We start from the raw sequence: 20,914 nt of genomic DNA, 5'->3' as shown, positions 1-20,914 counted from the left end.
GGACCACTAGTATATAGAGGGGGGGAGCGGCACAATAGCCGGGCATTCGTGGCAATGTGAGATTACGGTGCACGGCGTGGGTAAAATCGGCCGGTTATTGAAGTGGGAACTTTTTGCATAAGCCCCGACTCAATAGCAGGTTGCCCGAAAGCTGGGAAAACGTTGAGTTTATTGGCCCGTCGGGTGCATTGGACGCGTCAGAAAACCGGCGACAAGATTATTCGCGCAGCCGGCGTTGCCCGTGCTGCGTTTTTCGTGTGTGCCAAATCAGTGCATGCCGGAAACTTGCTTGAAGGGGGAGAACTTTTGCGAAAAGTCCTAGTCTATGTTTGCAAGCCTGATCGTTTAGTTATGCAAGCCTCCTTCAAGTACAACGAGGAGTGTTCATGCTAACCCAGGAAGAGGATCAGCAGCTGGTCGAGCGCGTTCAGCGCGGCGACAAGCGCGCATTTGATCTGCTAGTGCTGAAATACCAGCACAAAATTCTCGGGTTGATCGTGCGGTTTGTGCACGACACCCATGAAGCGCAGGACGTTGCACAGGAAGCCTTTATCAAGGCGTACCGTGCACTTGGCAATTTCCGCGGTGACAGTGCGTTTTATACGTGGCTGTACCGCATCGCCATCAACACGGCGAAGAACTATCTGGTGTCTCGCGGACGCCGCCCACCGGATAGCGATGTTAGTTCAGAAGATGCTGAATTTTACGATGGTGATCACGGCCTCAAGGATCTCGAGTCGCCGGAGCGTGCATTGCTGCGCGACGAGATCGAAGGCACCGTTCATCGCACTATTCAGCAACTGCCAGAAGATTTACGTACGGCGTTAACTTTACGTGAATTCGACGGTCTGAGTTACGAAGACATTGCGAGCGTCATGCAGTGTCCGGTGGGGACTGTAAGGTCACGGATTTTCCGGGCCCGGGAAGCCATCGATAAAGCCTTGCAACCGTTGTTGCAGGAAAACTAAAGACAGCGGCGACAGCCAAGAGAGGAACCGCCATGAGTCGTGATGCCCTGCAGGAATCGCTGTCCGCAGTGATGGATAACGAAGCGGATGAACTGGAACTTCGTCGAGTGCTCAACGCATTTGATGATGCCGAAACCCGTGATACCTGGTCTCGTTACCAAGTCGCTCGGGCGGTGATGCACAAGGATCTTCTAATCCCTCGTCTGGATATTGCTGCGGCCGTTTCTGCCGCTCTGGCTGATGAAGCCGTTCCGGCAAAAGCTGCTCGTGGTCCATGGCGTAGCCTGGGTCGCCTGGCAGTCGCTGCCTCGGTGACCGTTGCTGTGTTGGCAGGTGTTCGCCTGTACAACCAGGACGAAATCGCCGGCGCCGAACTGGCCCAGCAGACTCAGCAACCGGTGATGGCTGGACCCCAGGTCAAAGGCCCAGCGGTACTGGCCGGCTACAAGGAAAGCTCTGACACCACCGGCCCGATGGCCAATGGTGTTCTGCAAGGGCAATCCGGCTGGCAGGACCAGCGTCTTCCAGGCTACCTGCGCCAACACGCTCAGGAATCAGCTCTGAAAGGCACTGAAACCGCTCTGCCCTATGCTCGCGCAGCAAGCCTGGAAAACCGCTAATCCGTAAGGAGCTTTATGCGCGCCATACCGCTCCTTACGCTTTTGCTCAGTAGTTGGTTTGCACTCCCCGCCCACGCCGATGAAGCCCAAGACTGGCTGAATCGACTTGGGCGTGCAGAGCAGCAGCAAAGCTTTCAAGGTACGTTCGTCTACGAGCGTAATGGCAGTTTTTCTACCCATGACATCTGGCATCGTGTCCAGGACGGTCAGGTCCGTGAGCGGCTCTTGCAGCTCGATGGCTCTGCCCAGGAAGTCGTGCGGTTGGATGGCCGCACCCAGTGTGTCAGCGGCGCCCTTGTCGCAGGCCTGGGCAATTCCCGTGATGCTCCATCACGTGCGCTTGATCCGCAAAAACTCAATGAATTCTATGAACTGGCCGTCATCGGCAAATCCCGCGTGGCCGGTCGTAATGCGGTGATCGTTTCAATCACGCCGCGTGATCAATACCGTTACGGCTTTGAGCTGCACCTGGACCGTGAAACCGCCTTGCCGCTCAAATCCCTGTTGCTCAATGACCAGGGCCAGTTGCTGGAGCGTTTCCAGTTCACGCGCTTGAACACGTCGGCCGTGCCCGAGGATCGGGATTTGCAGCCCAGCAGCGAATGCACGCCTATTGCCGCAGCCAAGGGTAACGCGCCAGATGTCGCGCCAACCGAGCGCTGGCATATGGAATGGTTGCCGCCAGGTTTCCAGCTGACCAACAGCAGTGCTCGCACAGACACCCAGACTAAAGCCACAGTCGACAGTCTGATGTATGAAGACGGGCTGGCGCGTTTCTCGGTGTTCCTTGAGCCGATCAACGACGCAAGCGTGACTGAGACCCGCACCCAGCTGGGCCCTACGGTTGCCGTCTCGCGCCGCCTGAATACGGTGGATGGCGAGATGATGGTGACGGTGGTTGGCGAAATCCCCATCGGTACCGCCGAACGCATCGCGCTATCTGTGCGCGGTGAAAAAAAGACCACCGCCCAGCCGTGAGTTGTTAATCCTATGTTCATCCTGAGCTTTCACTGTGAAGCCCATGCCGGGTCGGTTGCCGAGAGCATGAAATGAATGGATCAGCATTTTCACTTGCAAAAATCCCCCATGTTTTTTATAGGTCAGGGCTTGTCGGCCCTGGCCTTGTTTTGTTCGCGGAACAAAAATGTCGGTCGCAGTTTCCGGCGTTTCTTGAACCCTGTCGCTCAACCCTGCTCGTCGTAACGGGAGCTGTATGTCGATACCACGTTTGAAGTCTTACCTATCCATCGTCGCCACGGTATTGGTGCTGGGCCAGGCCTTGCCTGCGCAAGCGGCCGAGCTGCCTGACTTCACCCAATTGGTTGAACAGGCCTCGCCAGCGGTGGTGAACATCAGTACCACGCAGAAACTGCCGGATCGCAAAGTCTCCAACCAGCAGATGCCAGACCTGGAAGGCCTGCCGCCGATGTTGCGCGAGTTCTTCGAGCGCGGCATGCCGCAACAGCGTTCCCCGCGCGGTGGCGGTGGCCAGCGTGAGGCCCAGTCCCTGGGGTCGGGTTTCATCATCTCGCCGGATGGCTACATCCTCACCAACAACCACGTGATTGCCGACGCTGACGAGATCCTCGTACGCCTGGCGGATCGCAGTGAGCTGAAAGCCAAGTTGGTGGGCACTGACCCGCGCTCCGACGTGGCCTTGCTGAAGATCGAAGGCAAAGACCTGCCCGTGCTGAAGCTGGGTAAATCCCAGGACTTGAAAGCCGGGCAGTGGGTTGTCGCCATCGGTTCACCGTTCGGCTTTGACCACACTGTGACCCAAGGCATCGTCAGCGCCATTGGCCGCAGCTTGCCGAACGAGAACTACGTGCCGTTCATCCAGACCGACGTGCCGATCAACCCGGGCAACTCCGGTGGTCCGCTGTTCAACCTGGCCGGCGAAGTCGTGGGCATCAACTCGCAGATCTACACCCGTTCCGGTGGTTTCATGGGCGTGTCGTTCGCCATCCCGATCGACGTGGCCATGGACGTTTCCAACCAGCTGAAAAGCGGTGGCAAGGTCAGCCGTGGCTGGTTGGGCGTGGTGATCCAGGAAGTGAACAAGGATCTGGCTGAGTCGTTTGGTCTCGACAAACCGGCGGGTGCCCTGGTTGCACAGATCCAGGACGACGGCCCAGCGGCCAAAGGTGGTTTGCAGGTCGGTGACGTGATCCTGAGCATGAACGGTCAGCCGATCGTCATGTCGGCGGATCTGCCTCATCTGGTCGGCGCACTCAAGGCCGGCAGCAAGGCCAAGCTGGAAGTGATCCGCGAAGGCAAGCGCCAGACCGTTGAGCTGACTGTCGGTGCCATTCCCGAAGAAGGCGCCACGTTGGATGCCCTGGGCAACGCCAAGTCGGGCGCTGAGCGCAGCAGCAACCGCCTGGGCATTGCCGTGGTCGAGCTGACCGATGAGCAGAAGAAGAGCTTCGACCTCAAGAGTGGCGTAGTAATCAAGGAAGTGCAGGATGGTCCTGCTTCCCTGATTGGCCTGCAGCCAGGTGACGTCATCACCCACCTGAACAATCAGGCGATCGACAGCACCAAGCAGTTCACCGACATCGCCAAGGCGCTGCCGAAGAATCGCTCGGTGTCGATGCGTGTGTTGCGTCAGGGGCGTGCCAGCTTCATTACCTTCAAGCTGGCCGAGTAATCCGCTAGCTCAATAAAAAGCCCCGCCTTCGGTTAACGAAGGCGGGGCTTTTTTGTGGGCGATGGGTTTAGCTCATCATCCCTTTCACCAGGCGTTCCTGTTCGATCAGCTCACGCTGGCGTGCGTCGATGCGTGACGACAGCGGGAAGTTGCTGCCCGCCCTGCGTTTGGCGAAGTCCAGCTGTTGAATGGCCTGCTGGAAGTCGCCCACCAGTGCAAAGTACTCGGCGCGTGCCTGGTGCAGGCCGATGATATTGCCGGACAAACCGCGCGTTTCGGCGACCTGATACCAGACATCGGGATCATCGGGACGGGATTTAAGCAGGCCGTCCAAGGCCTTCTCCGCCTCGGCGGTGCGGTTTTGCTTGAGCAGCAGGTCTACCCGGATCTGATTCAGCGGGTAGTTACCGGGATACTGGGTCAGCATTCGATCGGTACGCTGCTGGGCATCGGGCAGATGGTTGTTGTCGATTTCCAGCTGGATCAGCGCCAGGTTGTAAGTAATGTCGTTCGGCGCCTTGGCAAGCAGTGCCGTCAGGTTCTCCCGCGCTTGTTTGAACTGGGAGCCTTTGATCTGCGCAATGGCCAGCCCGTAGCGCGCCACATCGTTTTTCGGGTTCTCGTCCAATTGCGCCTGGAACCGTTTGGCGGCGAGGCCTGATGTGTCCTCGTACTGCAACTGCACCCGTGCACGAATCAATTGATAGCGCAGGCTGTCTTCCTTGCCGCCAGGCTTGGCTTGCTCGGCACGGTTGCGAGTGTCGGCGATCCGCGATTCGGTTACCGGGTGCGTCAGCAGGAATTCCGGCGGCTTGGCGTCAAAGCGGTATTGGCGCCCCAAGCGTTCGAACATGGACGGCATGGACCGCGGGTCGTAGCCGGCTTTTTCCAGGTTGAGGATGCCGATGCGGTCAGCCTCTTGCTCGTTCTGGCGCGAAAAGCGGCGTTGTTCCTGGATGGCGGCGGCCTGGGTGCCGGCAATTGCGGCTATGCCGGCGTCACCTGCACCGGCGGCGGCGGCGATGATGCCGCCGAGGAGGGCGGCCATCATCGGGATCTGCATGCGTTGCTGGGCTTCAACGCCACGTGCGAAGTGGCGTTGCGACAAGTGCGCCAACTCGTGGGCCAGTACCGAGGCGTACTCGCCTTCGGTCTGCGCGTTGAGGAACAGGCCACCGTTGACCCCGACGATCCCGCCGGGTGCGGCAAAGGCGTTGAGCTGCGGGCTGTTGATCAGGATGAACTCCAGGCGCCGGTCATTGACCTGGCTGGTCTCCACCAATTTGTAGACGCTGGTTTCGACGTAATCCTTGAGCTGCGGGTCGTTGAGCTGTGAGACCTGGCCGCGCAGGTAGGCCAGCCACGCACGGCCCAGTTGGTATTCCTGTTGAGGCGAGACAATGGCAGAACTGGCGTCGCCAAGTGACGGCAGGTCGTCAGCGAAGCCTGGGGAGGCCAGCAGGCAAGCCAGCGTCAGCAGGGTGGGGCGCAAAAAAGTCATGCACAGAGCCTTTCGACAAAGAGCTTACTGTAGCCGGACACTGAGCTTCGGACCAGATATTCTAAGCAGCCCAAACGGATGCCCGGAGTAAAACCATGACCGACGCTGTAGCCTTCGATGCCGAACTCGATGCCAGCGGCCTCAATTGCCCGTTGCCTTTGCTCAAGGCCAAGCTGGAACTCAACCGATTGGCCAGCGGCGCGGTGCTCAAGGTGATTGCCACGGACGCAGGCTCCCAGCGTGATTTCCGGACGTTTGCCAGGTTGGCCGGTCATACCCTGTTGCACGAAGAAGACGCCGCCGGTGTGTACCGTTACTGGTTGCGCAAGGCCTGAAAAACTAGCCCCACCACGCCGAGGTTGATTGATGTTCAAAGTGTTACGAGACTGGATTCAGCGCTATTTCTCCGATGAAGAAGCAGTGGTGCTGGCGGTCCTGCTGTTTCTCGCCTTTACGGCGGTGCTCACCTTGGGCGGCATGCTGGCGCCCGTGCTGGCGGGGATGGTGCTGGCCTACCTGATGCAGGGTCTGGTCACCACCCTGGAGCGCTTGCGCTTGCCGGGCGGCGCGGCGGTGGGGTTGGTGTTCGCGTTGTTCATGGGGCTGCTGGTGCTGTTTATCGTGGTGGTGCTGCCGTTGCTGTGGCACCAACTGATCACCCTGTTCAACGAGCTGCCCGGTATGCTCGCCAAGTGGCAGTCGTTGCTGCTGCTGTTGCCGGAGCGTTACCCGCACCTGGTGTCGGATGAGCAAGTGTTGCAGGCCATTGAGGTGGCGCGCGGCGAGATCGGAAAGTTCGGGCAATGGGCGCTGACCTTTTCCCTGTCCAGTCTGCCGTTGCTGGTCAACATCATGATCTACCTGGTGCTGGTGCCGATCCTGGTGTTTTTCTTCCTCAAGGACCGTGCCATGATCGGGCGCTGGGTGCGTGGCTACCTGCCGCGCGAACGGGCGTTGATTACCCGGGTAGCCGAAGAGATGAATCGACAGATCGCCAACTACATCCGTGGCAAGGTCATCGAAATCATTATCTGTGGAGGCGTGACCTACATCGCCTTCATCGCCCTGGACTTGAACTACGCCGCGCTGCTGGCCTTGCTGGTGGGGTTGTCGGTGGTGGTGCCCTATGTCGGCGCCGTGGTGGTGACGGTGCCGGTGACGTTGATCGCGTTGTTCCAGTGGGGCTGGAGCGATCAGTTCATCTACCTGATGGCGGTCTACGGGATTATCCAGACCCTGGACGGCAACGTGCTCGTGCCGCTGCTGTTCTCGGAGGCGGTCAACCTGCATCCGGTAGCGATCATCTGTGCGGTGTTGTTGTTTGGCGGGTTGTGGGGATTCTGGGGCGTGTTCTTTGCGATTCCCCTGGCGACGCTGTTCAAGGCGGTGCTGGATGCGTGGCCTCGGCAAGAGCCAGTGGTAGCACCGCTGTTGTAGCTGTAGGGCCTTCTGTGGTGAGGGAGCAAGCTCCCTCACCACAATTTATGCCTTGTTCAACGCCTGGGCTGCCGCCAAGACGGCATCCACATGCCCAGGCACTTTCACACCGCGCCATTCCTGACGCAGCACGCCGTCCTTGTCGATCAGGAATGTGCTGCGATCCACACCCAGGTATTCCTTGCCATACAGTTTCTTCAGTTTGATCACATCAAACAGCTGGCAAACCGCCTCGTCCTTGTCGCTGATCAGCTCGAAGGGGAATTCCTGCTTGGCCTTGAAGTTCTCGTGGGACTTCACGCTGTCTCGCGATACGCCAAACACTTCGGTGTTGGCGGCCTTGAACGCCGCGTACTGGTCGCGGAAACCCTGGCCTTCGGTGGTGCAGCCCGGCGTGCTGTCCTTCGGGTAGAAGTAGATCACCACTTGCTTGCCCTTGAGGGCGGCGAGGCTGAAGGTCTGGCCGCTGGTGGCCTGGGCTTCGAAATCGGCTACGGGTGTGTCGATGACAACCGGCATGGAGCGTTCCTTACATTGGGTTCTGTGGGCGCCAAGGTTCGATCAGTGCGTCGAGGTTCAGCGCATCGGCGAAGTCCAGGAACTGGTCGCGCAACCAACTGATCTGCACGCCGGCCGGCAAGGTTACGGTGAACGTCGCATTGAGCATGGTGCCGCCGGTTTGTGGCGCCTGGTAGGTGTCGCAGGTCAGGTTCTCCAGTTCGACGTTGTGGTCGATAAAGAACTGGCACAGCTCGTTGACGATGTCCGAGCGGTAGGCTGAGCTGACATAGGCCACATAGGGCAGGGCCTGCGGGCGGTTTTCCAGGGCGGCGCTGCGCACCACGTTGACGGTGAAATTATGTTTCTTGGCCAGGCCAGGCAGGCCGGTTTCCAGGCGCGCCAGCGCGTCCCAGGAACCGGAGATCTGCAAGACCAGTGCACTGCACTCGCCGTGGCGGGTCAGGCGGGAGGTCACGACGGCGCAGCGGTTCTCATGGCTGGCGCGGCACAGGACGTTGGTCAGCTCCATGGGGTTGGCGCCGAGGGCACTGATAACAAGGAATTGTTCGCGAACTGTGGGGGTGGACATGCAGCCTTCCTAAAGCGATGAGCGGTCGATACCGCGTGGGCTGTATCGATCAAAGGCTGAAGGGTAGCGAAAAGCGCAGCCAAGGGCTAGGAGGTGGCGTTTTCATTGCGTGAACGGCTGGTTTTTGCCCCGCTTGAAGGCAGGCTTTGGCCCAATGATGGCATTGCCCGTCGTTTAGTTGCGCCAGAACGCATCCTCAGGCGGTACTTCGCTTGTGCAAGCATCTTGGCGCCAGTACCATTACGGCTCTCTTTTTCCGGCAGGAGCGGTTGCATGATTGCGGGCAGTATGGTGGCACTGGTCACACCCATGGATGCACAAGGTCATCTCGACTGGGACAGCCTGGGCAAACTGGTGGACTTCCACCTGCAAGAAGGCACCAACGCCATTGTGGCCGTCGGCACCACGGGTGAGTCGGCCACCCTCGATGTGGAAGAACACATCCAGGTCATCGAATTCGTGGTCAAGCGCGTTGCGGGCCGTATTGCCGTGATCGCCGGTACGGGCGCCAACTCGACGCGTGAAGCGATCGAGCTGACCAAGAACGCCAAGAAGGCCGGCGCCGATGCCTGCCTGCTGGTGACCCCGTACTACAACAAGCCGACCCAGGAAGGCCTGTACCAACACTTCCGCACCATTGCCGAAGCCGTTGATATCCCGCAGATCCTCTACAACGTGCCGGGCCGCACCGCGTGCGACATGCAGGCCGCGACCGTGATCCGCCTGTCCACCGTGCCGAACATCATCGGGATCAAGGAAGCCACCGGCGACCTGCAGCGCGCCAAGGACATCCTGGCCGGCGTGAGCAGCGATTTCCTGCTGTATTCCGGTGACGACGCTACTGCGGTCGAGCTGATCCTGCTGGGCGGCAAGGGCAACATCTCCGTGACCGCCAACGTGGCCCCGCGTGCCATGAGCGAAATGTGCGCCGCCGCCATCGCCGGTGACGCCGTGACCGCGCGTGCGATCCACGAGAAGCTGATGCCGCTCAACAAGACACTGTTTATCGAATCCAACCCTATTCCCGTGAAATGGGCGCTGACTGAAATGGGCATGATGCCGGACGGTATCCGTCTGCCGCTCACCCGTCTCAGCGAAGCCTGTCACGAACCGCTGCGACAGGCCCTGCGCCAGTCCGGCGTCCTGGTTTAATTGAGGAAGCACTACGCATGAAGCGATTGGCCGGACTTTCCGCACTTGCCTTGATTATCTCCAGCACCAGTGGCTGCGGTTGGATCTGGGGCCCGGAAGGCTACTTCCGTGACCGCGGCAGCGATTACCTGGAAGCACAAGCAACCAAACCGATGCAACTGCCGCCGGACGTCAACGTCGCCAAGCGCCTTGACCCGTTGCTGCCGATCCCGCGCAACGTTGCCGACGACACCACCAAGGGTGAGTACGTCGTGCCACGTCCACAGCCGATCTCGGCCGTGGCGGATGCCAGCGACTACAGCCTGCAAAAAAGCGGTGATTCGCGCTGGATCGTAGCGCAGCGCCCACCTGCCGAAGTCTGGCCGGTGGCCGTGCAGTTCTTCCAGGACAACGGTTTTCGCATCGACCAACAGCGCCCGCAGACTGGTGAGTTCACCACGGCATGGCAGCAGGGCAGCGAACTGTCCGCCACCATGGCCAAGCGCCTGCAAGCCGGTGGTGTAGCCGCCGACAGCGAAGCCCGTGTGCGTGTACGCATCGAGCCAGGCGTGCAGCGTAATACCAGTGAAGTCTATGTGGTCAGCGCCGAGCGTCCTGCCGGCAGCGCGGCCAACGTTGATTTCACCAACCGTTCGGTCAACACCGGTGTTGACTCGGCATTGGTCGACGAGATGCTGGCCAGCATGAGCCGTATCTCCGAGAAGGGCGGTTCGGTTTCCCTGCTTGCGGCACGTGATTACGACACCCCAAGCCGCGTCAGCCTCACTGAAGACGGCAGCGGCAACGTGGTGCTGAACCTCGGCGAAGACCTGGACCGTGCATGGGCCAGCGTTGGTCGTGCCTTGGAGCAGGGCCCTTGGCGTGTTGAAGACATCAACCGCAGCCTGGGCCTCTACTACATCAACGTGGCTGAAAAAGCTGAGCGTAAAGATGAAGAGCCAGGTTTCTTCAGCAAATTGTTTGGCAGTGCGCCGACCAAAGAAGAGATCGAGACCCGTGCCGAGCGTTACCAGGTTCGTTTGAGCAAGGTTGGCGAAAGCGTGCAAGTCACCGTCGAGAAGAACATCAACACCGTTGCGCCAGCTGAAACAGCGCGCAAAGTGTTGGGCGTGATTCAGGACAACCTGGGCTGATCCGATGCGTTTTGCCGTTCTCGGCAGCGGTAGCCAAGGGAACGGCACGCTGGTCGCACATGACGACACGTATGTGCTGGTGGATTGTGGTTTCTCGTTAAAAGAAACCGAGCGGCGCCTGCTGCGCCTGGGGGTTCACCCCGCGCAGCTGAGCGCGATACTGGTGACCCACGAACATGCCGACCACGTGCATGGCGTGGGTTTGCTGTCTCGGCGCTACAATCTTCCGGTGTACCTCAGTCGCGGCACCTTGCGCGGGATGCGCAAACCTATAGAGCCCGCAGGTTTCCTGGCCGGTGGCGAGCAACTGCAAATCGGTGCCTTGAGCGTCGATGTGATTGCCGTCGCCCACGATGCCCATGAACCGACGCAGTATGTATTCAGTGGCGGAGAGCGACGTTTCGGCGTGCTCACCGACCTGGGTTCCTACTGCTCCAAGGTACTGGACGGTTACCGCGACCTCGATGCGTTGATGATCGAGTCCAACCACTGCCGAGACCTGCTGGCGCGTGGTCATTACCCTCGCTTTCTCAAGCAGCGGGTGGGCGGCGAACTGGGACATTTGAACAACCACCAGGCGGCGTACCTGGTGTACGAGTTGGGCTGGCAAGACCTGCAACACCTGGTCCTGGCCCACTTGAGCAGCAAGAACAACCTGCCGACGCTTGCCCGGCAATGTTTTGTCGACACCCTCGGGTGCGACCCGGACTGGCTGCAACTGGCCGATCAAGATTCAGGGCTCGACTGGCGACACATCGCCTAGCCCACCTCACTCAAAGCGGAGCCCATCATGGAAAAACGTGAAGAACTCTACCGCGGCAAAGCCAAGTCGGTGTACAAGACCGACGACGCCAACCGCCTGATCCTGCTGTTTCGCAACGACACCTCGGCGTTCGACGGCAAGCGCATCGAACAGCTGGACCGCAAGGGCATGGTGAACAACAAGTTCAACGCCTTCATCATGCAGAAACTCGAAGAGGCCGGTATTCCGACCCAATTCGACAAACTGCTGGGCGACAACGAGTGCCTGGTGAAGAAGCTCGACATGATCCCGGTCGAATGCGTCGTGCGTAACTACGCCGCCGGCAGCCTGGTCAAGCGCCTGGGCGTGGAAGAGGGCCTCAAGCTCAATCCTTACACGTTCGAACTGTTCCTGAAGGACGACGCCAAGGGCGACCCGTTCATCAACGAATCCCACGTCGTGGCGTTCGGCTGGGGCACCGCTGAGCAACTGGCGCGCATGAAGGAGTTGTCCCTCAAGGTCAACGACGTGCTGAACAAGCTGTTCGACGACGCCGGCCTGCTGCTGGTGGACTTCAAACTCGAATTCGGTGTATTCCACGACGGCTCCATCGTCCTGGGCGACGAATTCAGCCCGGACGGCTGCCGCCTGTGGGACAAGGACACCAAGAAGAAGATGGACAAAGACCGCTTCCGCCAGGGCCTCGGTGACGTCATCGAAGCTTACGAAGAAGTCGCCAATCGTCTCGGCGTACCGCTTTAATCGACGCAAGCATCTGATAGCACGGAAAAAAATCTCGTTTCGAGCTTTGCTTTCCTGAATCACACTGTTATGATGCGCGCCGTTGGAGAGATGCCAGAGTGGCCGAATGGGACGGATTCGAAATCCGTTGTACCTTCACCGGTACCTAGGGTTCGAATCCCTATCTCTCCGCCATTATTGAAAAAGCCCCGTAATTCAATGAGTTACGGGGCTTTTTGTTTTCCGATTCTACCCAGTGTTTCTACCCCTCATATTTCTACTCTTTATCGTAAAACACGGCTGAATCAGCGGAGTTTTGCATCAGGGTTATCGAATTCTTGCAATCCGCCCGCGCCACATAGCTCTCACTGCTGCGAGCTATCTCCTCCTTATTCTTTGCATAGTAAATCCAGTACCACTGCCCCGAGCGGTCTTTCTTCTGCCAGTAGCAGGGGTAAGTTACGTCAGCCATTTCTCTCTCCCTTCGTTCAAGCGGACACCATGTCCAGCGTGAAGCGTAGGCGAGTCTTGGTTTCGGGCAACCGCACCATCCCCCTAGAAATCGATGGACCAGTTTTCTACGCAAAATCCATTGCATAGAAGGGAAATATGCACAGTACATCCCCATAGGGAGGGACCTGCTATACCTGAATGCAGTGCATTGACCAGTCACTGTGGAGGCGCGGCTCATGAACGGAGAAACCCTGGAACGTCAGACTTTTTATTACTCGTACAGCTTCGACGGTCGGGAAGGAGAGGGTCAGATTGACCTTGGAATACCACCTCCATTCGCGACAACAGACGTTGAAGTCGTTTTACAACGGTTTGGACTGGAGCGAGCTTTGCGGGAAGTCGCCAACACTGAGGGGGTCGTAGTAACCAATTTTGAGGATGAGCTTTGCTACGTGCCAGACGGATTCGATGACATGCCCGGCGACGTATATGTGATCGGAAATGCTGTGTTTAAATTTGGTCGCACTAGCCCACCCACTCTGGAACTGGAAGGCTATTCCTTTTGCAAAATCCAAAAGACAGAGTATCAGGCGTCAATTCTTCAATTTCCTCAGCGCGGCCGATGAGCTTTCAAGCACACCTACAGCTGAGAACGTATAGATGAGATACGTTCTGGAAATATTGAGAGCCTTGGGGTGGCTCACTAGCTACCCCTGACTCAGAGACGGAAGTAGGGCTAGGACGCTTCAGAGGGCCCGAAACCGCCTTGTAAAGACGGTTCTTGAGGGGATTCCACCTTATGCTTTGGCAGTCTTCATCCGGTGCGGTGTCATACACATCAACAAGGAAGAATGCATCAGGCGAAAGTCAGTCCAAGTGTCCGCATAACACGGCTTACCTGCATCGCTGACCACTCACCGCCACGCGCAGTGGCAACCTTCTTGCCATTCAAGCATTCAGCGACTTGTTGTAGCGAAGTAGCGCCACGACGGATGCAAAGTTCGATTGGGTCGTGGAGTGACGCCGTAAAGGCGGTTACACGCGCCTGAACAGAGTCTTGAGCTTTTGCCCGGTTAGCGTCTGTACGGCCCTTGGCTAACGCATCTGCTCTGTTCTGAACACTTTGCATGGCTTCGGCATTGCCACTGTCCGCCTTGGCCTTCAGAGTCGCTAGGGTGTCTTTTGTACGGTCGCTGATGAACTTGCGTTCCTGTTCAGCAAGGGCTGCGAACAAATGCAGTTGGAACGGGGTTGCGTCTGGCATCGTTGCTACCTTGAAGCTTGTCTGTTCCATCAGACGGGCAATGTGATGCACCGAACGGGATAGACGGTCCAGTTTGGCTACTGCGAGCACAGCGCCTTCCTTCTTACACGCTGCCAAAGCCTTTGCACCTTCAGGACGATCCTCGATAGCGAGCTTGCCTGACACCACATCGGTGAAGGAACCGACCACTTCCCAATTGTTCGCTAGCGCAGCACGCTCGATGTATTCCTTTTGAGAGTCGAGACCCAATCCACTGTCGCCTTGAGACTTTGTAGAAACACGGTAGTAGGCAATCACACGTACTGGCTTGTTCATCGTCTTGGCTCCTTGGCAGCAGAATGTCTGGGCTAGGAATCCATATTAACACTTCTACAACGTTCGTTCTAGATTTGTTATGCTGTCATTCGTCGATCTGTTTGTAGAGTTTTCACCTTCAGGGGGGACGGGGATTTAGATATCAGTAAACAAGACCGACAGGTCAACCTTCAATGCGTCTGCCAAAGTTTGGATTGCGTCTAAGCTAGGGTTGGCTCCACCAGTCTCAATACGGCTCATGTAGGTTCTGGCGAACCCGCACTTGTCCGCGAAGGCTTCTTGAGTCATGCCGGTAGCAAGACGAAGCTCACGAATTCGATGGCCGAAGCGATGGCGGAGGGAGGGAGAAGGCATTCCCGTATCGTGTGCTGATGTGATCTAATCGTGAACACACTAATCGTGACATTGGCTGAATAGATCACCTGCTACTCAGTCACCAGATGAAGGAAAAACAGGGATGAAGGACGGCATCATTAGACTTAACGATTACCTTTGTTACTTTGCCATTGTTGCCGTTGCATTTGCGGGTTACGGAATCTATGGCGAATGGGGGGCAATCGGTGGATTTATAGCTGGGGCGGTGATGGCTGGGTTCTGGCTTGTCCTTAGCGGGATTTATGACGAGCTGAAGAAAATTACTGCATCGAAGGGATTGCGTTAGTCAAGACACAAGGAATTGATTGATGGACAGCCAAGAAATTGAGCTTCGGCAAGACTCTGCAATGCTGCTTCGCACAGATATGCGTTCGAAGAAGATCAACCTCAAGGAAGCCAATTCAAAACATCGTGAAATCACCAGCACAGTGGCGGCGCTACGTGAAGAGCTGAAGTATGCGGCCAATCGCTTAGATGAGCTTAAATCCGGTAGAGGAAAGAAGCTTGCTTCAGCGCCTAACATAGAAGTTTTTGAGTTTTGGCTGAGTATCCCCGGTTATCAAGGGAGTATTCAGAAGGCAAAAGCTGAAATGACAATGCATGGCAGTCTGCAACATGTGAGCAATGTTAGCAGCACCAGCAAGAGCGGGTTAGGAGGCGGCATTGTCGGCGGCCTAGTTTTTGGGCCATTGGGGGCTGCCGCTGGCGTGCTCGCGACACGGAAAAACAAGGTTAGCACCCACGTCCAACAAGTAGACACGCGACAAGTGGAATTGCAAATCGCGGGACCTGGTTATGCATGGTCCGCCTTGGCTCACTCAGGTTATGCTGACAAATTCCGGGAGCTGAGAGATTTGATAAATGCTTACGGATCATCTCCCAAGAGCATTCAAGACTCCCTTCGCGAACAAACCGCTGCCGTAAACCTTTTACAAGAAAAGCTGGCCAAACAACAAGCGTATCTTCAACTCGCTGCAAAGGAAGCTGAAGAGCGAAGCCTCGCCTATGAAATAACGAAAAAAGAATTCACAAATACTCGCTTACCGCTCCTCACGGATTTGAAATTTAGATGGGAGTGCCTATCCAGCTTCTGGCAATGGCTGGCGATAATATGTGGTCCCGTCTTATTGATTATGCTCGCTACGGTAACTACGTATGCTCGCGTAACTGCTCAGCCATGGCTTAGTCAGGCGATTGCTTTAGCTGTGGCGGATGTTTTGCTTTGGTGCGCTTTGTTCATAGTCTATCTGATTCGCTACCGTGTTTAATTATCACAGCGGGGTAAGGGGCGCTTGAGCATATGTGAGTGCATATCCGTCTACAAATGCAGGAAACGCCTCTTCGCTCCAAGGTCCGCCGACTGCCTCACCTTTAACGAGTACCGCACCATTTACCCAACTACGGGAAACGGCAGTTAAGTCTCTATATAAACCTACGGCTTCGCTGGGAGTGACTTCAGATTCTATCTGCACTGACCAGCGTCCAGACCTTTCTAAGTATTGCCAGTGCTCTCTAAGTGGCGAGAACGAGCTAATAGAAGGCTTTGTGCTGCTGTCTAGATTGTCTACCGAAGCCTTCAAGATAAACCAATAGAAATAAGTCATTGGGTACGTCCCTGTAGTAATTTGAGCCGAGCATCTAAGATTCTTGCGTGTGCTTCCACTTCGTTATTTATCCTGTCTTGTCTTTCAGTAGTATTATTTATTTTCTGTTCAGTGTAGTTAACCAGTGAGTCCAGTCTCTGCCGGATCGTATCATCACTACTATGGTCAGCCTTCGTTGTGATCAAAGCAAATGTCAGCAATGAAATACAGATAACACCTATGAGTCCGAACAGACCTAGGACGGCAATTGCAACATTATTCAATCTTTAAACCTTCTTATTTTTTATCGTTTTAACTTATTATTCCGCCAGGCGTTATAATATTACATTATTGGCGAAGGAACGCATCGCGTTTAACGGAACCAGTAATCCGATCAGTAAACATCGGCCTCGCAAGGGATGGGAGGATATTTAGTCCTCAAACACCCCCTAATTAGTTATCCTGCTACGCGTTCGTTTTGATACCATATCTTTCTTCAAGGATCTTACGAGTGAAGTCTGTGCCACCTTGCCCCTTAGGAGTCGGAGGTGAAGCTTCAAGGAGGATGTCAATGTAAGACTGAATCTCGTCCTCCGATAGCTTTGTCGATACTTCAGGTTCAGCAGGCTTTGTGGCCTTTGCAGTCTTGCTGAAATACTGGGCGCTTAGAAGTTTCTCTTCGCGGGTCTTTGGAAATAGAACGTTCTTCATCATATTGTAGCTCCGTACTTATTAGATTAATTGGTGTTGAGGTTTTGAAAGTATTCTGCGGCTTGCTGTGCTGCATCAGCTCGAAGCTTTGCTTCTTTATCTGATTCTTTCTTAGCCTCCTTGTCCTTCTGGGCTTGATACAACTGCTGCTCAAGAATACTTTGCTGACGTTTCTTCTCCTCCTCCAATTCGCTGAGGTACAGAGCTTCGGTTTGCTTAGCCAAATCAGCCAGCAATTCATCAATATTTGTTTTGAGCAGATAGACAGTTAGTGAAATTGTCGATTCCGGTTTGTGATGTTCGGACAAACTACGACCTTCTTTGAATAGTTTTTCCAGTTGCGGCATTAGAATCGAGGTAGGGCCAGAGAATCGGTCAACTGCGTTGTAGCTACGTAGGAAGGTGAATTCGGCATTAGCCAATCGTTTGTCCAGTGCTTCTTTAGAGAAAGCAAAGGTTTGCAGGGATACGTGTTGTGGAGTAGTCATAATTATTTTTCCTTATTGGGCGTTGATTTGTGATTTGAGGATAGGGCTGGACTTGATTAGATCTTTGGTTTTTACATCACCTGTTGTACTGAATTTCTTCAATAGCTTGTAGGCGACGATATCTACACCATCAGCTTTTACGACATTGATGTTATTGAGTTGAAGCATTTCCACTGACTGGTCATCGAGAAGAGCAAGGCTTGTGAAGCCTGCATTTGATACAAACATTTCTTTCATTGTTATTTCCTTTTATTATTGATGCCGTATTGGCTTTGTGTAAGGCAAGGGATTGCCTTGTATCGCTCTTGTTGAAGGAGCAGATTCTTTTAATATTGAAAGGGCTGAGAGTGCCGTAGTGCTTGATGTATAGCGTTTAAAGCGGACTGCTGTAGTAACTACATAGCTTTATCAGAAATCAACGTAAATGGGCTCTACGTATCTTCTAATTCGTGGATTGTTCGGATTGGGTGTATAATCTTCTTCGACTTGAATATTGAGCGTTGAGTAATCATATTCGTCTTTACACGTTTCATACCCAAAGCTTTCAAAGATGGCAATTTCTCTATCAGCCTCTTTTACCCTTTCAAGATATTCGTACTCTTGAATAGAGCTGCATACGCCCACTGCCAAGATTGCCTTCTGGATTACTGGAACCTGTTTGTAGAAGTTTGTATATTGCTCCTGATGATAGGCTTGTATGCTGCTGTTACTATGGCTGTAATCAGGAGTCATAGAAGGTACATGCAGATATTTGCGAATGGTGTTTAGAACCATCTTCCTGTCCAAGGGACATCCCTGCATGGTTTGGAACGTTGTAAAAGAAATAAAATCTCGGAACGTTGATTCATCCATGTCATTCCGTAGCGCTACAGGGTTCCAACGTACACCATAAGGGCGATCAAGAATCGAGGATAACCCCTCTTGCTCGTCTTGCCGGCTTAGCCACGCTCCAGCGACTGTAAGGACCGGGATTAGGAAAGCTATGTCAGACTGATGCTGACCGTCCGGCAACTGATTAGAAAGCCTCACAGCCTCATCCAGAGCCACCACAATGGAACGCTTGGTAGATAGGTCCATCTGGTAGACCTCTTTTTCTTCGAAAGTTGCTCTGATCTTCCGTAGCTCTGTCATACCCATACGTTCAAGCTTTGATAGTGGATGTTCGCAGTTTGGGACGTTCTTGTTTATCCACTTAGCGAGAGACAGCCGCTTGCTCAAACCAATAGCATTTACCTTCGCATAGTCGAGCAGAACGGAACCAAGATACTTTTTCACTTTTTCCAAGATCTTCGAATCTGGCATATCATCAGGGATCAACCAACGAGATTGCAGATTGAAGCGACTAATACTCAATCCTGCGCCCTGGTAGCACTTAGTGCCATGAACTTGATTAGCTAAGCTCGGACCGATGAACAGATTATGCGGATGAAGTAGACCTACCGAGCTTTGACCTCGTACTGGAGATATGTGGCAGAGGTGATAGCGGCTTACCCTCTTTTCAAAGTTGAAGTCATAGGTTTTGTATTTATAATTCCGTAGCTGAAATAGCTGCTCCAGTGTTTCAACACTGTGGGAGTGTAAGCATTCCACAGTGCCAGCACGTCGAACTTCTCTAGCAACCCATAGCCACTCTTCTGACACGGGTAGCTTTACTATTCGCTTTTCAGCAGTACTGAGGCGACCTGCGGATTTACGACACTTATCAGAACAGTATTTCTTAGGGCTAATTCTTACTGCTGTATATTCTTGATTGCATACTGAACAGTTATAGAATCTGGTGAGCTTTGATTTGGTCTTGGTCATTGTTACCTTCACTCGGAGGTTGTTGTTTTAATAGGCGCATTAGATTGAATATAGCGACGTTTGCTGTATGGGTCGGTGATGTATGGCCGTACATCTCCATAAGCTCTAATAGGAGCTTGCTTGCCTCTTGAGACAAACTGACCTTTATCTTTGACATACTTATCACCTACTGGATGTTTGAAAGCCTTTAGTATCAAGGGCTGTAGCTAATTAAAGAGGACTCTTGTAATGACTACTTGAGCTTCGCGAACTCTGCTTTAAGCTCGCGATGCAAGAAATACCTACGACAGACAGCCGTCATCATCTTGTTAAACGATGCATAGTCATTAGACTCGGCTTCGAGCAGTTCAATTAGGTCTAATGGAAGGAATACCTTCACCAAGCGAGTTTCCATTTTCATTGGGCTACCTTTTCAATAATAGTTGTGAGTGATAGATTGAAATTATTTACATCTTCCGGGGTTTTAAGGGCCTTCAAAGCCGCCTTGATGCTTAGGCGGACTTTCTGTCTTGCAGCGAATAGCCGTACAGAGCACGTATTACTGCACATAAAATTGCCATTGTGACTTGGTTCAAAATCACGCTGACATACTTGGCACTGCTTCATAAAATTTCCTCTGGTTGTTGATTAGTGGTGGTTTCTATTTCTTCTCGATACAGATCGATTATTTCCTTGGTTGTTAATCCAAGCTTTACACGGCGTTTATGCAGACGGGAATGGCAAAGGTTTGAACAGCAGTATTTATTACTGCGGTTGCACTTCATTGGGCAGCGGCAAACAATACAAGGGCGAATCGTAACGGCCACGGGAACACCTCCAAAGGTGATTGGTGAATTAAATTGTGGGTGGAATAAAAGATTTTAATCAAAAAACAAACACAACACGGACTAAATCTCTAGCGCGAATTGTGTTTGAAACTTCATAGGTTTTTTATGGTGGCTACTGTAAAGAAGGAAAACAGTAACCGCCTACACTGACCAGATGAGAGCAAACTCTTATTTAAGCATCATCGGATCAAATGTTCTTTTAACGAGGGGTATGCGAGATGGTAGAGCTGGTGAAAATCTTAACTAATAGTTCTTTTCTTATTGATAGATTTTAGCAAGCTTTATGTTCAAATTGCAAGCTTTTGGAAAAGTAATTAAGACTATTTAGTTATATATATGTAACAACTTATTACTTGTTGCGGGTCGTGCTTGATATTACTTGTTTCTTCATAACTTATTTGATATTTAACAAGAATGTAATTCCGTCTGTATGTAGTGATCTACTGATTAAATCTATATTTGTCTGTAATGCTTATAAAATCAAAATGGGTTCAGGAAGAAACTTTGGTTAAAGCTACCCTTACCCAGGTCATACAGAATGAATCTGCCTAAGACCGAGCAGGAGCGTTAACCGAAAGCCCTACCTATTCCATTACCCGTGAAGCATTAGATGCCATCAAAATTGGGACGAGGTGAGTTGAGTCTGAGTATTCAGATTCATACAGTCTACACGGGTGGGTAGCTGCCTTTGGGATTAGGACACTGTTAATGCCTAACCTAGTCAATTAGAGTTCACACGGCCTTAGCAGGGCCGCTGGGAGGCGTTGACTTGAAGCTCGCCTATCGACCTTTCCCATCTCACAGTAGGTCGCTTATTTAAGATTGTTGCTGCCAGTTCGTGCAGGAAGACACAAATCCACCACACTAGCCGACCACTTAGCCTGATTAGGGACAATCCGATCTTATATTTTTTACAAGAGGGTATCTATTCTACAGTACAAATCTAACTACCTCAATCATAGTTTTGCGTTTTTACTGGAAGTAGTAGTACTGGCTTTAAAACTCTTGCAGGGGCAGTAGTCATTAGAGGCTACAATAGGTAGCTCTTTTCAGAGAACGGC

Annotated in this window: 23 protein-coding genes and 1 tRNA gene; 14 read left to right on the top strand and 10 right to left on the bottom strand. The window is 53.8% G+C overall.

Features of this window, described 5'->3' with window-relative positions:
• Positions 1-386: 386 nt before the first annotated feature.
• The 4 genes from rpoE (at position 387) to J1G37_RS19685 (ending at position 4,238) form a co-directional block, all read left to right on the top strand.
• Positions 387-968, top strand: coding sequence for an RNA polymerase sigma factor RpoE (gene rpoE, locus J1G37_RS19700; protein WP_003172477.1), 582 nt, complete (start codon positions 387-389; stop codon positions 966-968).
• Between the two features lie 32 nt (positions 969-1,000).
• Positions 1,001-1,588 carry an RseA family anti-sigma factor gene (locus J1G37_RS19695; RefSeq protein WP_016975168.1) on the top strand — a complete coding sequence of 196 codons (588 nt, stop codon included), beginning with the start codon at positions 1,001-1,003 and terminating at the stop codon, positions 1,586-1,588.
• A gap of 15 nt (positions 1,589-1,603) precedes the next feature.
• Complete coding sequence (locus J1G37_RS19690) at positions 1,604-2,566, top strand: MucB/RseB C-terminal domain-containing protein (RefSeq protein ID WP_207044710.1); 963 nt, start codon at positions 1,604-1,606, stop codon at positions 2,564-2,566.
• A 235-nt stretch (positions 2,567-2,801) separates the two neighbouring features.
• Positions 2,802-4,238, top strand: a complete 1,437-nt coding sequence (locus J1G37_RS19685; RefSeq protein ID WP_207044707.1) for a DegQ family serine endoprotease — start codon at positions 2,802-2,804, stop codon at positions 4,236-4,238.
• 67 nt (positions 4,239-4,305) lie between these two features.
• Here the strand turns inward: J1G37_RS19685 and J1G37_RS19680 are convergent, their stop codons facing one another.
• Positions 4,306-5,739 carry a M48 family metalloprotease gene (locus J1G37_RS19680; RefSeq protein ID WP_017736335.1) on the bottom strand — a complete coding sequence of 478 codons (1,434 nt, stop codon included), beginning with the start codon at positions 5,737-5,739 and terminating at the stop codon, positions 4,306-4,308.
• A 95-nt stretch (positions 5,740-5,834) separates the two neighbouring features.
• On the opposite strand from J1G37_RS19680, the gene J1G37_RS19675 reads away from it, so the two are divergent.
• Positions 5,835-6,074: a sulfurtransferase TusA family protein gene (locus J1G37_RS19675; protein ID WP_064451315.1), complete on the top strand. Its 240-nt coding sequence runs from the start codon at positions 5,835-5,837 to the stop codon at positions 6,072-6,074.
• A 31-nt stretch (positions 6,075-6,105) separates the two neighbouring features.
• A complete protein-coding gene (locus J1G37_RS19670) occupies positions 6,106-7,176 on the top strand; it encodes an AI-2E family transporter (RefSeq protein ID WP_124525840.1) in 1,071 nt (356 codons plus the stop codon).
• Positions 7,177-7,221: 45 nt separating this feature from the next.
• Here J1G37_RS19670 and J1G37_RS19665 read toward each other — a convergent pair whose 3' ends face one another.
• Complete coding sequence (locus tag J1G37_RS19665; protein ID WP_124525839.1) at positions 7,222-7,695, bottom strand: peroxiredoxin; 474 nt, start codon at positions 7,693-7,695, stop codon at positions 7,222-7,224.
• 10 nt (positions 7,696-7,705) lie between these two features.
• Positions 7,706-8,266 carry a glycine cleavage system protein R gene (locus tag J1G37_RS19660; RefSeq protein ID WP_017137336.1) on the bottom strand — a complete coding sequence of 187 codons (561 nt, stop codon included), beginning with the start codon at positions 8,264-8,266 and terminating at the stop codon, positions 7,706-7,708.
• A gap of 273 nt (positions 8,267-8,539) precedes the next feature.
• On the opposite strand from J1G37_RS19660, the gene dapA reads away from it, so the two are divergent.
• The 5 genes from dapA (at position 8,540) to J1G37_RS19635 (ending at position 12,229) form a co-directional block, all read left to right on the top strand.
• Entirely contained in the window at positions 8,540-9,418 is an 879-nt protein-coding gene (gene dapA / locus J1G37_RS19655) for a 4-hydroxy-tetrahydrodipicolinate synthase (RefSeq protein ID WP_124525838.1), read from the top strand.
• Positions 9,419-9,435: 17 nt separating this feature from the next.
• On the top strand, positions 9,436-10,551 hold the full coding sequence (gene bamC, locus J1G37_RS19650; protein ID WP_207044705.1) for an outer membrane protein assembly factor BamC: 1,116 nt from the start codon (positions 9,436-9,438) through the stop codon (positions 10,549-10,551).
• A gap of 4 nt (positions 10,552-10,555) precedes the next feature.
• Positions 10,556-11,314, top strand: coding sequence for an MBL fold metallo-hydrolase (locus J1G37_RS19645; RefSeq protein WP_207044702.1), 759 nt, complete (start codon positions 10,556-10,558; stop codon positions 11,312-11,314).
• Positions 11,315-11,341: 27 nt separating this feature from the next.
• Entirely contained in the window at positions 11,342-12,055 is a 714-nt protein-coding gene (purC, locus tag J1G37_RS19640; protein WP_017736329.1) for a phosphoribosylaminoimidazolesuccinocarboxamide synthase, read from the top strand.
• 84 nt (positions 12,056-12,139) lie between these two features.
• A tRNA-Ser gene (locus J1G37_RS19635) sits at positions 12,140-12,229 on the top strand.
• Between the two features lie 82 nt (positions 12,230-12,311).
• Here J1G37_RS19635 and J1G37_RS19630 read toward each other — a convergent pair.
• Positions 12,312-12,506 carry a YegP family protein gene (locus J1G37_RS19630; RefSeq protein WP_207044699.1) on the bottom strand — a complete coding sequence of 65 codons (195 nt, stop codon included), beginning with the start codon at positions 12,504-12,506 and terminating at the stop codon, positions 12,312-12,314.
• A 217-nt stretch (positions 12,507-12,723) separates the two neighbouring features.
• Between J1G37_RS19630 and J1G37_RS19625 the strand changes: the two genes are divergently transcribed.
• Entirely contained in the window at positions 12,724-13,113 is a 390-nt protein-coding gene (locus J1G37_RS19625; RefSeq protein WP_207044696.1) for a hypothetical protein, read from the top strand.
• Positions 13,114-13,343: 230 nt separating this feature from the next.
• Here the strand turns inward: J1G37_RS19625 and J1G37_RS19620 are convergent, their stop codons facing one another.
• Both J1G37_RS19620 and J1G37_RS19615 read right to left on the bottom strand, forming a co-directional pair.
• A complete protein-coding gene (locus J1G37_RS19620) occupies positions 13,344-14,066 on the bottom strand; it encodes a recombinase family protein (RefSeq protein WP_207044693.1) in 723 nt (240 codons plus the stop codon).
• A 135-nt stretch (positions 14,067-14,201) separates the two neighbouring features.
• Entirely contained in the window at positions 14,202-14,420 is a 219-nt protein-coding gene (locus J1G37_RS19615) for a helix-turn-helix transcriptional regulator (RefSeq protein WP_207044689.1), read from the bottom strand.
• 103 nt (positions 14,421-14,523) lie between these two features.
• Here J1G37_RS19615 and J1G37_RS19610 point away from each other — a divergent pair, with 103 nt between their 5' ends.
• Positions 14,524-14,727, top strand: a complete 204-nt coding sequence (locus J1G37_RS19610; RefSeq protein WP_207044686.1) for a hypothetical protein — start codon at positions 14,524-14,526, stop codon at positions 14,725-14,727.
• A 22-nt stretch (positions 14,728-14,749) separates the two neighbouring features.
• Complete coding sequence (locus J1G37_RS19605) at positions 14,750-15,709, top strand: hypothetical protein (protein WP_207044683.1); 960 nt, start codon at positions 14,750-14,752, stop codon at positions 15,707-15,709.
• A 780-nt stretch (positions 15,710-16,489) separates the two neighbouring features.
• Here J1G37_RS19605 and J1G37_RS19600 read toward each other — a convergent pair.
• The 4 genes from J1G37_RS19600 to J1G37_RS19585 all read right to left on the bottom strand — a co-directional run bounded on the left by J1G37_RS19600 (position 16,490) and on the right by J1G37_RS19585 (position 19,026).
• Entirely contained in the window at positions 16,490-16,738 is a 249-nt protein-coding gene (locus J1G37_RS19600; protein WP_207044680.1) for a hypothetical protein, read from the bottom strand.
• Between the two features lie 23 nt (positions 16,739-16,761).
• Entirely contained in the window at positions 16,762-17,223 is a 462-nt protein-coding gene (locus tag J1G37_RS19595) for a hypothetical protein (protein ID WP_207044677.1), read from the bottom strand.
• A gap of 12 nt (positions 17,224-17,235) precedes the next feature.
• Positions 17,236-17,460, bottom strand: coding sequence for a hypothetical protein (locus tag J1G37_RS19590; protein WP_101159643.1), 225 nt, complete (start codon positions 17,458-17,460; stop codon positions 17,236-17,238).
• 171 nt (positions 17,461-17,631) lie between these two features.
• Positions 17,632-19,026, bottom strand: a complete 1,395-nt coding sequence (locus J1G37_RS19585; RefSeq protein ID WP_207044672.1) for a hypothetical protein — start codon at positions 19,024-19,026, stop codon at positions 17,632-17,634.
• Positions 19,027-20,914 lie beyond the last annotated feature (1,888 nt).

Source organism: Pseudomonas sp. Marseille-Q1929 (genome assembly GCF_017316265.1).
Lineage (GTDB): Bacteria > Pseudomonadota > Gammaproteobacteria > Pseudomonadales > Pseudomonadaceae > Aquipseudomonas.
Note: the sequence above shows the minus strand (reverse complement) of the source record. Positions and strands in the feature narration are given on the sequence as shown.